We start from the raw sequence: 13,539 nt of genomic DNA, 5'->3' as shown, positions 1-13,539 counted from the left end.
CTGGCTACACTCTACAGGCTAGTCACCTTCATCATTTTAGTCAAGTAGTTTTTCCATATTTATAGCAGGGGATTTCAGCAAAAAATAAAATCTATTACTGCTTCAATAGTTTGGGCGAATGAAAAATAACCCAAGAAAGATGTCATGTTTTAATTTTAGCCTTGACATTTAGGACTCAATAATTAAAACAAGATTGCCCTGACAAATATTCTTACAACTAAAAAACCTTCTCAATAGGGAAATCAGTGTCAATTATTCTTTTAAGCCTAAAGCAATTAGAGAATATTTTGTACGAAAGGAGTCATTTCATTCAAAGGGTTATTAAACAGCTTTATGGTTACTGTTCATAATTGTCGTAAATATTGAAAATGAAAAAGTCAAAAGCGCTGATTTTTTATGAAAAAAGTATCTGTAGTTTTGCTGATGGCGCTATATGTCACAGGGGTTAATAAACACGCCAGGCTTTGTTTTTGATTTGTATTTTATTGATTGCTCTGGATAAACACCTTACCGATACGAGAGCATGAATATTTTTTTATAAAAACGTACCGACAATTTCCTTATCACTGAGTGTGCGCCCGATACTAGAAACAAGGAAAGCAGAAGCTTATCGTACATAGCAGGAATAAACATTTGCGATTCCAGAGACACTTCCAGATACCATGGTGCTGCCCGAAACTAATGCGTTCGAGTAGTATAAGCTTAGCTTCAGAAGAGTATGATAACTTATGAGGATAGAGGGCACTCCAGGTTTTGACTCAATCTTGAAAGATTTGACTTCCGCTTTATCAGGCACTTAACAGATACAGTATACCCTTCTAAAACTTTACCTTTCGACTCCGCATCTATGTATAGATTTGACAAAGTTACTTGATTTTCTGGCGATCAATTAAGTGCTACAGCACATCTTCAAGATCTCTCTATTCGCCCAAATATTTGAAATTCATATATAAAAATATAAAAATAATGTCTCGGGAATAGTCCACTAGCCTCAATCAAGTTATATTATAGATGCGCACGATTATTAATTAGTCGCATCTAAATAGCAAATGAACTTACAAGGAAATAAGGAATATGGGCTACATCTTTAATAATATAGGCCCATATCCTTCTATTTGAATTATTTTGTCACTTAAAACTAATAGCTTATTATTAATCTTTACCTCTATCCTTTATTTTAGGGAAAATATAGTCTTCATGTTAGCCATGAAATAGCTAGAAAAATTATATTCACGCTAAAAGGGAGCTATTTATATTTTAAATCTTCCGTATAAATGCATTTAGTCTATAAATTATTGATCATCTTAATGCAATAAAAAGACTAAATGCAGACCAAATGCTTAGTATCCGCCACCTGAAGAAGATGCCTTAGAATTCGCACTTACCGCACTTGCAGTTTTTTTCGTTACCTCACCACATGTAACCTTAGTTCCATTTACACGATCTTTAACTTGCTCATTCGCTTTTTTGTCTTTACAAGACATCAAGTTCAATAGATCTTGCGCTCTAATAGGTGTTAATGCGGATTCCTTATTTCCACTAGCAAAGACAGCGGTAGAGCCCAATATCAACACAGAAATGAAAGCAGAAATAATAAATTTATTCATTTTTGACTCCTTTTATTGAATTTAATGATAGCAAATCGTTTTTTTTAGAATCTAACTGTAGCAATGAATTTATTACACTCGGAAACGATATTGCTATTTCTAACAGAAACGAGTGCTTCATAATATATCAGTATATAACAGCGTTTTTTATTTGTCAGGTAGTTTTAATTTTAATATTGTTGTGAGGGAATGAGCTCCTCTTTACCCTAAACAGCATCATAGTGCTAAAGCAATGACTAAACAGCCAAACCAGAGACAGGAATTAGCATGAAGATTATAACAATAGGCATAGAAGCATGCAGTAACTAACAAAACTGGGCATAAGCTAGTGAATTTGGATACCTTGTCAACAAGCTGGTATCACCCAATTTGTCAAATCTTACGTGAAGAAACTAGCAAGCATGATTATGCATTTTGCACCAATCAAAAATGTTAAGCAACAAGCGATCCTGTCGGCACATCGTGTCGGACAGAGCTTCATCAAAGCCATAACCACATAAGGAAATCAGATACATGACCTGTTTTCTGTGTTCGTTATTGTTATCCTACATGGCTTCTATTCAACTATTTAACAGATGTGGTATTCTGGAAACTGCGGTAAACAGTTTGCCAGGAGCAATGCGCATTTACTAGAACGAGTTAATGATCATCTCAAAAAACCGAGTCGACAGGCAGAAGAGTTGGAATTGTAGATCAAAGTATATGATATGTTCTGTTAACATTTTAACGAAGCCAGATCAATGTTGATGCAAACCGTATAAATTCCTATGATTTTAGTATTTCAGATTAGTTTTCATACCAAAAAAATATTCTTCTGTAATGTTTAATTTTATTGAAGAAATACTCAATGGTTCTTTATATACAAACCAATCACAATTTTTTGGAATAACTCGATTACCCCAAAGGAGTAACAAGTTTAATACCTTTTTCAGTGAGCTTTTGAACAAAAGCATCGCTATCATACCCTTTATCACCTAGCAAAGCGGCTGCACTTTTATCGTGAAGGCCAATAAATTCTTTGCTTACCGAATATCGCAGACTTAGTGTTTAGGATAAAATCCAGGAGATCGCCCAAAATTTTAGTAATAATTTTATTTCTTTTTTATAAGTGAAATGGTGGGTGCAATTTATTAAATAGAAATGAAATTAAACACAATGTGTTGCTTCTTTTTTGGCGTGAAAGCTCTTGGGTTAGTACTCCTCACATCAAACCCAGAATGCAGCGAATAGCAAAATAGAATGTTCGCAGGGGATAGATCATCGTAAGTCTTACCAACACTAACTTATAGGAATGATGTTGATTAGCTGAATAGGAGGTTATCTCTAACTACCACCAATCTACCACCAATCGCACGATGAGCAAAAAAACCATATCGGTATTTAATCAAAAAATCAGGCTATTTCTCCAAATCAACCAAGGTTGCTTCTATCACGCGCGAATATGTTGCATATGTTCCTCAAGAACTTCAAAGCTGCCCTGATCAACTTAATAGATTCACAAGCTTCTCAATTGTAGGCGAAGACGCGCTATCGCCTGAGTATGTATTTGGCATACTCGTGATTCACTAACCCCAAGCACCTCCCCTATTTCCCGCAAATTCATCTCCTGCTCATAATGCATGCCCATTACCATTTTTTCCTTTGGCGGCAAATTTTCAATTGCTGTAACCAGTGACTGCCGCAATTTTTTATCCAATAAGATTTCCAGTGGCTCATTATCAAAGTCAGAACATAATCGATCTAGGAAATGACCTTCATCTTCCTCCTGAAAATCTTCATAATAAATCAATTGGCCACCACACACTTCCTGCAAAGCTTCGTGATACTCATCAAGAGTCATATTTAATTCAGTTGCTAACTCCTGCTCACTTGGAGGACAACCCAAACGCTGCTCCAGCGCTCTCATAGTTACTTCAATCTGGCGCATCTTCTTACGAAGACTACGAGGTAACCAGTCAGACTCACGCAATTCGTCTAAAATTGATCCACGGATACGCTGCGCTGCATAACTTTCAAATTGACGTCCATACGATCCTTCATAACGATTTATTGCATCTAGCAAGCGAATCATACCAGCCTGAATTAGATCATCTACTTCTACGCTGGGAGGCAGCTTAACCATCATATGGCGCGCAATACGTTTTACTAGTGGCGTAAACTCAACTAGGAATTGTTCCTGGTCTATGATTCCAGATGTAGTATACATAGAGTGTAAAACTGAGAAATTCACCTTATTTAGATTACCTATTGGTATAAAGTGAAGCTTGAAATCTTCAACACTTTCATCGTATTTATTAGAATTCAAAATTTGCCTTATTGATTAATAACAGGGAATCGTATTTAACTTTATCAATGTAATTCCAAGATCCTGTAAAAAAATTGCTTCATTTTTAGTAGAAAAATTAATATTTCTAGACAGCGAATATTTAGGATTGGCAATGTGCAAGTCTTTCATATCTTTTGTTTAAACATTTTATAGTGCAAAACTAATTAATAATGAGTAATAATACCTAACGCTATTCTCAAATTCACAATTTCATCTATCTTCACAAAATATTTAAATCAAACAGAGCAAAACGATGACACAAGATAACTATTCATGACTCACCAGCAAATATTAGTAGTTTGTTTTTTCTAAACGATTTAGCAGAGTTTACTCATCACACTTTAAACAATTTTTTCTACCATTACATTTCCTAGTGAGTGATGAGTATTATTAGTGACTCATTCAATTTTCAATAAGGCAAATAGAAGATGATTTCTTCCATTATTCTAGAAATTTAATCCAAATATTCCGTTAGCATTACCACCTGATATAAATTAATATCGTATACAAATTAAAAACTGATGCATGGTTTGAGATGATCGATCACATTTTCGATTCTGTTGACTTTTCGTAATTATCAACAAAATCCAGGTCCATTTTGAGTAAGAATGAAGAGTAGAGCAAGAATTGACCGATGAACAATGAGGGAATTTATATCAACTATTACGGCTTCAAGAGCGAGTTTATGCCGGAGTATTGAGACCATTGAAACATATCGGCATCTTTTAAAAGCAGCAATGTGGATTTACGGAGTAATATACAGAGGTGATTGTTACCACAGCCATCGGGTAAATAGAACATGAGATCTGGAAGTTTCTGTTCATTGGTTGTAGTCATTATCTGAACATGCAACAGGTTCTGATTAATAGTACGATTACTCACGCACATTCCTCTGCTGTCGGAGAGCGGCAGGCAGTTCGGCAAAAGCAGAAACCTCGGTATGCTCAATAAGAAGTTTTGTCAATAAATTCATGCTATTATAGATGAACTAGGCGACCTTCTAAATTTTATCCTAAGCAGTGGCCAAGTTAGCGATATTCGATAAATTAAGAATTTATTGACCTTGATGACAGAAGTGCAACCACCTCCTCTACGATGCACTGCCGCTTCAGAGATAGGGTGAATTAGGGAGGGAAAAAGGAGTATGGAGAAAAATACACACCGGTACGTATTGATAAGTTGCATCGTACTATCGTAACGCTAAAACTCTACGGCAAAGAGCAACGAATGTGCTTGCGTGGTCAACAGGTGTTAAGGCACGTTTTCTGGATGACTAGTTAGATTTTTGGTGCAAGTGTGACAGACGCAACGGAGAATGGAAAATTGCCAGTCTGATATTAAGCACTGGTATTACATTGACATCCGAACAAGTGATCGAAAGTTGGAGCCAGCATTGGTTGCTGAGCCCATGTTCAATCAGCCGAAGCAAACTTGGGGCATGAAAGAAGCGTGGCTACAAACACGCAGAACCTTACATCGCCGAGTGCTTATCACAATTATGCTAAGTTACGGTCTGGTGTAATCGCTCAGTTACTTAAACGACTAGGCAGTCGATACGCTGTGTCAGCACGCTCCTTGGGCAAAGAAAATATTAAAACAATCAGGCAAATCCGCTATGGATTAATCCGCCTTTTTTGACATGTTGCTGTCAGGCAGTGGTGGAATCAACTTGTTAAAAAAACCAACCTCCTGATGGAGAAAAAGCAGCGACTCTAAACGTGAATTACATAAGACAATATAGCAAAAAGAAGAATTAGCGCAATTGATAAATTCAGGTTAAAAATTTTTTAACCTGAAGGAAAGGACTTACTCTAAACTCTAGTAAGAATATATAGCTTATTGATTTAATGGTGCCGACACCAAGAATCGAACTCGGGACCTTCTGATTACAAATCAGCTGCTCTACCATCTGAGCTATGCCGGCATATAAAATAGATATATTTAGCTAATTATTAGCAATTATAAACCTTAGACTATTGCAAGTTATTCTCTTTTTATTTAATATTTTTTAAATTAACTCGATCGCCTCCATGCTTATGCGTTGCGCAAATATTAGATCCAGGCTCCTGAAAATTCATATTTTCATCCTTTAAAGTGGATGATAATTCTTGCTCAATTTCAGGAGAAAAGAATAATCCTTGATTAATTTCTTTTGCAAATATTGCCTTAATCGCACTAATAGGAATTGAGACCTCTCTAGGCATCTCATTAAAGCGCGCTGTAAATTGAATAACATCATTACCAAGTAATAAGTCGCGAGTAGCTTTAGGACTAATATTTAAAGTGATTTCTCCATCGCTTGTATATTCCTTAGGCAAGGATATATTTTGATCAATTACAACAGAAATATAAGCAGTCAATTCATTATCAACGCACCATTCGTAAATAGCTCTTATTAGATAAGGCTTAGTCGTAGAATACTTCATTTACGCATTAATTTCTCTGAAGCAGTTAGAGCATCAATAAATAATGGTCTACTAAATAATCGCTCAGAATATTTGAGTAATGGCGCAGCCTGTTTTGGCAAGCTAATTCCATAATGGTCCAATCTCCATAATAGAGGTGCTATAGCTACATCTAACATGGAATATTCATCACCCAACATATATTTTTGCTTATCAAAGATTGGCGCAATCATTGTCAAACTATCAGCAATTGCTACTCGCATTTTGTCAGCTATCTTTTGATCACTCTGTTCGACAGCCTCAATATGGCAAAATAACTCTTGTTCAAATCGATGTAATAATAATCGTGCACGAGCACGCATTACTGGTTCTGCTGGCATTAATTGTGGATGAGGAAAACGATCATCGATGTACTCATTGATGATATTAGATTCATAGAGCACGAGATCACGTTCGATCAAGATTGGTACACGACCATAGGGACTAATTACAGCCAGATCTTCCGGTTTATTGTGAGGATCAACATCAATGACCTGAAAATCCATGTCCTTTTCGTGCAGCACGATGCGACATCGGTGACTAAAAGGACATGTTGCAGTGGAATACAGCGTCATCATAATGACTTATACATCTTCATAGTGTTTTGATTCAATAATTTATTAGTGCACATCTCTCCAATATTCACGTTTTAGTAAATAAGTCAATCCAAGCATGCTCAATAAAAAGATAAGGACAATAGCTCCAAGTTTCTTACGATAATTCGCATGAGGCTCGCCCAAATAAACCATATAGTTTACCAGATCTGTAACAAAATTATCATATTCTTCTTTGGAAAGTAACCCAGGAACACTCAACTTCAATTCCTTTATTTCTGGAGTGCCTTTCTCACTATTAGCCGATTTTGTAATAAGTACTTGTTGACCTTGCAATTGATACAAAACATGCGGCATTGCGACTCTATCGAAAATTAAATTATTCCAGCCACTAGAAGACGATTCATCTCTATAAAAAGATCTGAGATATGTATACAGCCAATCTGCACCGCGGGAACGTGCGATTACAGATAAATCTGGCGGAACGACCCCAAACGATTCTTCAGCTTCATTCTTCCTTATTGCAGTGAACATCATATCACCAACTTTTTGTCCCGTATGAATAAGGCGCTCACTGATATCTTGGTTACTTAATCCGATATCTTGATGTCGGTTATAACGCATATAACTTGCACCATGGCATGTCAGGCAATAATTAACAAAGCTTTGCGCACCACGTTGTAATGATGCGTTATCAGAAGTATCAATTGGTGCCTTATCAAGTTCTATGTCAGTGGCTGCAAAAACAATAATCGGAGCTAAGCTGATAAAAAAAAGCAGGAATTTTATTAATCTCATTTTGTCACTCTTTTTGGTTCTGGTTTTGTTTTATCTATCTTGCTGTACCATGGCATCAGAATAAAAAATGCAAAATAAATAACCGTAAAAATTTGAGCTAATAACGTGTACAAAGGTGTCGGTGCTTTTGTGCCAAGCCAACCTAATACAAAAAAGCTTATTACAAAAAGCGTCAGCGCGAATTTAAAGATTGGTCCTTTATAACGTATTGATTTGACGGGACTACGATCTAACCACGGCAAGAAACTAAAAATAAGTACTGAACCCGCCATTAAGATAACACCCCACAGTTTCGCATCTACCCCGAGAAAATTAACTGTGACCGCCCTAAGCATCGAATAATAAGGAGTGAAATACCACACCGGAGCAATATGATCGGGTGTTTGTAGCGTATTTGCAGGGATAAAATTATTATGCTCAAGAAAATATCCACCCATTTCAGGAACAAAAAATATAATGCCGCAAAACACAATTAGAAATCCAACAACTCCGACTATATCCTTTACAGAGTAGTAAGGATGAAATGGTATTCCATCCACGGGAATTCCCGTTTTTGGATCTTTGTTAGATTTGATTTCTATTCCATCTGGATTATTGGATCCAACTTCATGCAATGCGATGATATGAACAAATACCAGAACAATTATTAAAAGTGGCAGCGTCACCACATGATATGCAAAAAAACGGTTAAGTGCTGCATCCGAGAGCATGAAGTCTCCCAGAATCCAGTTTGATAACGTTTCACCAATAAACGGAATCGCCCCAAACATACTTACAATTACCTGAGCACCCCAATAAGACATTTGTCCCCAAGGTAAAATATACCCAGTAAATGCTAAACTCATCAACACAAAAAATATCGCCATCCCTATCAGCCATAAAAGCTCCCTGGGTTTGCGATAAGAACCATACATCATTCCTCGGAACATATGCAAATAAACCACCACAAAAAACATGGAAGCTCCCGTAGAATGCATATATCGAATCAACCAGCCAAAATTCACATCCCGCATGATGTATTCAACTGATGAAAATGCAAGACTAGCATCTGGCTTATAGCTCATAGTAAGAAAAATACCGGTAATTAATTGATTAACCAGCACAAGCATTGCTAGCGAACCGAAGTAATACCAAAAATTAAAATTCTTAGGAGCATAATATTCAGAAAGATGCGCTCTCCAAGTAGCAGTCATTGGGAAGCGCTCATCAATCCATCCAATAAACGAATTTTCTTGTTTACTCATTTTATACAGATTCCTTGCTTTCAGAGCCAATTAAAAGCCGATTTTCACTCAAATAAACATGAGAAGGCACAACTAAATTAGTAGGTGCCGGAACATTCTTATAAACACGTCCAGCCAAATCAAATTTTGAACCGTGGCAGGGGCAGAAAAAACCACCTAACCAATCAGGCCCTAAATCAGCAGGAGCAATATCCTTCCTAAATACTGGAGAACAGCCGAGATGTGTACATACACCCTCTACCACAAGAATTTCAGGTTTAATAGAACGCGTTTCATTCTTTGCGTAAAGTGGTTGCTGATTTTTTTCTGAAGTTGGATCAGCTAGTTGATCATTTAGCTTCTTCAAATTCTCCAACATTTCCAGCGTGCGCCTCAGTACCCAAACCACTTTCCCCCGCCACTCAACCATTAGTAGCATACCAGGCTCCAGCTTACTAATATCGACTTCTACCGGTGCTCCAGCTGCTTTAGCGCGCTCACTAGGCATCATATATAACATGAACGGTGTCGCCACCGCCACGGCAGCAACTCCACCTGCTACAGATGTGGCTAGCACTAGAAAACGACGCCGACTATTCATCTCACCAATACTATCTGCCATTTTTCAATAATTCCATCCAATGAATTTTCTACCCAGAATCGACTCAAATTAGGAGCCGATCAGCCTGTTTATTTTTATGCTTTATTTTTCAATAACACTTAAAGAACATCATACACTTTAAAAGCATAATTTTTTAAGTATAACATGACCCTTTACATAACAGGGTAATATATAGATCAAATAACCAAATAGTTTGGCCTGAAAAATTTCATTTTTTGAATTTGATGGTTATCTGAAGCCAATGATTTCTGGATGATGCGCGGCTCCATCAGGATGGTAATGTGTTCGATTACGAACAGTCAGCCATTACTGAATACAAGCATAAAAAACTGACTTGACGCGTCAGAAAGTGTAAATGGTTAACAGCATATTTTTTCAATTAAACGTTTATATGTTTTTTCCTCACCCACCACCGTGCGGTCCGTTAGTTATAGAAAGCTTCCCATTTAGCTAACTTGACGTGCAGATCAACATTATCTCTATAGGTTAGTAGTTAATAGAATTCGGTCTGCCCATGTGTAACTTCTACTTTACCTTTTAATCGCGGTCTTCTGGGTTTGATATAAGCATGTTGCATATCCGTATCTTCCAGATACCAATGGAATTTGATCTGAAATTGATGGTCGTGCTCGATTAGAGTGGTATTAATCTAGAATAAAAATTAGGCAATAACGTAATCCATTAATCAATTGTGCTTCATTAAAAATGCCAGTCATAAATTTAGCGCTGCCTTTCAATTATTTGTTAGTCCCTCTACTTCGCCAATTCGTATAAGAGCTTTCCCAAATACTTACGCATTAATCAGTCAATCATTTACTATTTAAGCTTACCATGGCAATGCTTATATTTCTTTCCAGAACCACATGGACAAGGATCATTTCGGCCAACTTTAGTGCTTTTGCGAACAAAAGGTTGGGGTTTTTCTTCAGGACCCTGTTGTTGCTTATCTATTACTTCTTCATAAGCTGCATGGTGATATTGCATATTGAGAGATGGAGGTGCTGCTTCGGCTACTGTTTCAACTTGCTGCTCATTTCTTATTTGAACAGTCATGAGTATTTTAGTTACCTCAACCTTGATCTCCTCAAGCATATTAGCAAATAACTCGAAGGCTTCTCGTTTATATTCCTCCTTTGGATTTTTAGCAGCATAGCCACGCAAGTGAATTCCTTGCCGTAAATGGTCCAATGCTGCCAGATGTTCTCGCCAATGATTATCAAGGCTATGCAGCATGATTGCCCGCTCGTATTGGTGCATAAGATGGCTACCGACCATTTCTGACTTACTACTATAATGCGCACGTGCTGCTTCCAAAACTCTTTCCAGCAAATTCTCGGCGTGCAAATCAGGTTCTTTATCTAGCCACTCCTGAATTGGCAAATGAAGATGGTAATCGCTCGCTAATGTTTTCTCTAATCCAGTAATATCCCACTGTTCTTCTATACTTTGAGGTGGAATATGGAGATTGAAAAGATTATTGATTACACTTTCTTGAATAGCTGTTACCGTCTCTGTGATATCTTGTTGCGCTTCCAGTAATTCATTTCGCTGCTGATAAATCACTTTACGCTGATCATTAGCAACATCATCAAATTCAAGCAATTGTTTACGAATATCAAAGTTTCTGGCTTCAACTTTCCGCTGTGCATTCTCTATTGCCCGTGTTACCCATGGATGTTCTATCGCTTCTCCTTCAGGCATTTTAAGGCGTGTCATAATACTTGCCACACGGTCAGATGCGAAAATACGCAGAAGTGGATCTTCGAGTGAAAGATAGAAACGACTAGAGCCGGAATCACCTTGTCGTCCAGCACGTCCACGTAACTGATTGTCAATTCTGCGTGATTCATGTCGTTCAGTACCTATAATATGTAATCCACCCAGTTTAATTACTTCATCATGTCGCTCCTGCCATGCTTTCTGTATTTCAGCGACACGCTTCGCTTTAGTTTCTTCGTTGAGTGTTTCATCTGAATGAACACGATAAATTTCTTGCTCTGGATTACCTCCTAATACAATGTCGGTACCCCTTCCGGCCATGTTAGTCGCGATCGTAATCATTTTGGGTCGACCCGCCTGAGCAATGATATCTGCTTCACGGGCATGTTGCTTCGCGTTGAGAACTTGATGCGGTAATTTTTCTTTGCTTAATAAAGAAGAAAGCAATTCATTACTCTCAATGGAAGTTGTTCCAACAAGCGTTGGCTGTCCACGCTGATAACAATCCTTGATATCTTCCAGGATGGCTTGATGTTTTTCCTTCATGGTACGAAAGACTTTATCCATCCTGTCTTCACGAATCATCGAGCGATGTGTCGGAATAACGACAGTTTCAAGTCCATAGATTTGTTGAAATTCAAAAGCTTCGGTATCTGCTGTCCCTGTCATGCCAGCAAGCTTATGATACATACGAAAATAATTTTGAAACGTAATCGAAGCAAGCGTCTGATTCTCTTTCTGAATCGGGACATTTTCTTTTGCTTCAACAGCTTGATGCAGTCCTTCCGACCATCGCCTTCCCGGCATTAAGCGGCCAGTAAACTCGTCAACGATAATTACTTCATTATTTTGTACTACATAATGCTGGTCACGGTGATACAAGGCGTGCGCGCGCAATGCAGCATTGAGATGATGAATTAAATTGATATTGATCGGATCATAAAGGCTTGTCCCAGCCGCTAGTAAACCAGCCTTAGCGAGCAATTTCTCGGCATGCTCAAAACCTTCCTCACTCAATAATACCTGCTGAGATTTTTCATCCACACTATAGTCGCCAGGCCCTTTCTCTATTTGCTGCCGGGTAAGTTCAGGTATTAATGCATTGATACGCACATAAATCTCAGTATCGCCTTCTGCTTGACCTGATATGATCAGTGGGGTACGCGCCTCATCGATCAAAATCGAATCGACTTCATCGACAATTGTAAAATTAAGCATACGTTGTACACGCTCAGCAGGATGACCAACCATGTTGTCGCGTAAGTAATCAAAACCATACTCATTATTAGTACCATAGGTAATATCAGCAGCGTAAGCAGTTTGTTTTGCATCTTGCGCCATTTGGGAAATAATTACACCAACCGACAAACCCAGAAATTGGTGAATTTTTCCCATCCAGTCTGCATCACGTCTGGCAAGATAATCGTTTACCGTCACAATATGTACCCCTTGTCCCGTCAAGGCATTAAGATAGGCAGGCAGGGTGGCCATTAATGTTTTACCTTCGCCGGTACGCATCTCAGCAATTTTCCCATGATGCAACACCATTCCACCGATTAGCTGCACATCAAAGTGACGCATTCCCAACACACGCTTGCCTGCTTCCCGCACTACTGCGAATGCTTCGGGTAACAGCGCATCAAGTGCTTCGCCGTTGGAAAGTCGTTGCTTGAATTCATGAGTCTTGCCGCATAGATCATTATCAGACAATGGTGCAATAGTTGATTCTAATTCATTGATAACACGTACAATCTGGGAATATTGCTTGATTAAGCGGTCATTGCGGCTACCAAAGATCCTTTTAAGCAAATTGTTTAACATAAAATATTTAATTTATTAATTTCAATCAATTAGTCACGATAAATCTTTAGATTTCTGACATTACAGTGGAGATTAGAAAAAATACCAGATAATTTCTACTTTGCTTTTTATGACATGATCACAGCATGTTTTGAGTTCTTTATTATTTATCATTCACTTGATTTTCAGAAATGGAGCAAAAATTTGTCTATTTTGTTAAAAATTTAAAAATGAATCATAAAAGATATTGACTGCACATTATCCTCAGAATCCAAAATCAAATTAATGCAAAGGATGGGTTAGTTTTTTACTCCAATACTCTCTTTGATACTAACTATTCATCAAGTGAATGATGCTCACCGCTTTCAGTATAGTTCTCGACTAAATCATCTATAGTCAAATACGCTCATCTTACCATACTCAAAATAGCAGTCAGCGCAATCAAC

Annotated in this window: 10 protein-coding genes and 1 tRNA gene; 1 reads left to right on the top strand and 10 read right to left on the bottom strand. The window is 37.7% G+C overall.

The genetic code is table 11. The annotated features are described in order from the left end of the window. Nucleotides 1-1,340: 1,340 nt before the first annotated feature. From BLV54_RS01380 to BLV54_RS15355, 3 genes are all read right to left on the bottom strand, one after another. Nucleotides 1,341-1,607 carry a hypothetical protein gene (locus BLV54_RS01380; protein ID WP_176969635.1) on the bottom strand — a complete coding sequence of 89 codons (267 nt, stop codon included), beginning with the start codon at nucleotides 1,605-1,607 and terminating at the stop codon, nucleotides 1,341-1,343. Between the two features lie 1,495 nt (nucleotides 1,608-3,102). Beyond that, complete coding sequence (locus BLV54_RS01370) at nucleotides 3,103-3,813, bottom strand: RNA polymerase sigma factor FliA (protein ID WP_090566661.1); 711 nt, start codon at nucleotides 3,811-3,813, stop codon at nucleotides 3,103-3,105. A gap of 783 nt (nucleotides 3,814-4,596) precedes the next feature. Further along, nucleotides 4,597-4,815, bottom strand: coding sequence for a hypothetical protein (locus BLV54_RS15355; RefSeq protein ID WP_143032383.1), 219 nt, complete (start codon nucleotides 4,813-4,815; stop codon nucleotides 4,597-4,599). A gap of 433 nt (nucleotides 4,816-5,248) precedes the next feature. On the opposite strand from BLV54_RS15355, the gene BLV54_RS01365 reads away from it, so the two are divergent. Beyond that, nucleotides 5,249-5,455 carry a hypothetical protein gene (locus BLV54_RS01365; RefSeq protein ID WP_090566660.1) on the top strand — a complete coding sequence of 69 codons (207 nt, stop codon included), beginning with the start codon at nucleotides 5,249-5,251 and terminating at the stop codon, nucleotides 5,453-5,455. A gap of 326 nt (nucleotides 5,456-5,781) precedes the next feature. Here BLV54_RS01365 and BLV54_RS01360 read toward each other — a convergent pair. The 7 genes from BLV54_RS01360 to secA form a co-directional block, all read right to left on the bottom strand. Next, nucleotides 5,782-5,857 (bottom strand) — tRNA-Thr (locus BLV54_RS01360). A 70-nt stretch (nucleotides 5,858-5,927) separates the two neighbouring features. Beyond that, nucleotides 5,928-6,359, bottom strand: coding sequence for a ClpXP protease specificity-enhancing factor (locus tag BLV54_RS01355; RefSeq protein WP_090566657.1), 432 nt, complete (start codon nucleotides 6,357-6,359; stop codon nucleotides 5,928-5,930). Next, nucleotides 6,356-6,955, bottom strand: coding sequence for a glutathione S-transferase N-terminal domain-containing protein (locus tag BLV54_RS01350; RefSeq protein ID WP_090566654.1), 600 nt, complete (start codon nucleotides 6,953-6,955; stop codon nucleotides 6,356-6,358). The genes BLV54_RS01355 and BLV54_RS01350 overlap by 4 nt, the downstream gene beginning before the upstream one ends. 42 nt (nucleotides 6,956-6,997) lie before the next feature. Continuing rightward, the gene (locus tag BLV54_RS01345) at nucleotides 6,998-7,729 is read right to left on the bottom strand and encodes a cytochrome c1 (protein WP_090566652.1); all 732 of its coding nucleotides are present in this window, start codon (nucleotides 7,727-7,729) and stop codon (nucleotides 6,998-7,000) included. Further along, nucleotides 7,726-8,973 (bottom strand): cytochrome b, encoded by a 1,248-nt coding sequence (locus BLV54_RS01340; RefSeq protein ID WP_090566649.1) that lies wholly within the window; start codon nucleotides 8,971-8,973, stop codon nucleotides 7,726-7,728. Before BLV54_RS01340 ends, BLV54_RS01345 begins: the two co-directional genes overlap by 4 nt. A 1-nt stretch (nucleotide 8,974) precedes the next feature. Next, nucleotides 8,975-9,574, bottom strand: coding sequence for a ubiquinol-cytochrome c reductase iron-sulfur subunit (petA, locus tag BLV54_RS01335; RefSeq protein ID WP_090566646.1), 600 nt, complete (start codon nucleotides 9,572-9,574; stop codon nucleotides 8,975-8,977). A gap of 816 nt (nucleotides 9,575-10,390) precedes the next feature. After that, entirely contained in the window at nucleotides 10,391-13,114 is a 2,724-nt protein-coding gene (secA, locus tag BLV54_RS01330) for a preprotein translocase subunit SecA (protein ID WP_090566643.1), read from the bottom strand. Nucleotides 13,115-13,539: the final 425 nt, after the last annotated feature.

Source organism: Nitrosomonas sp. Nm33 (assembly GCF_900107265.1).
Lineage (GTDB): Bacteria > Pseudomonadota > Gammaproteobacteria > Burkholderiales > Nitrosomonadaceae > Nitrosomonas.
This window is presented reverse-complemented; position numbering and strand designations above follow the sequence as displayed.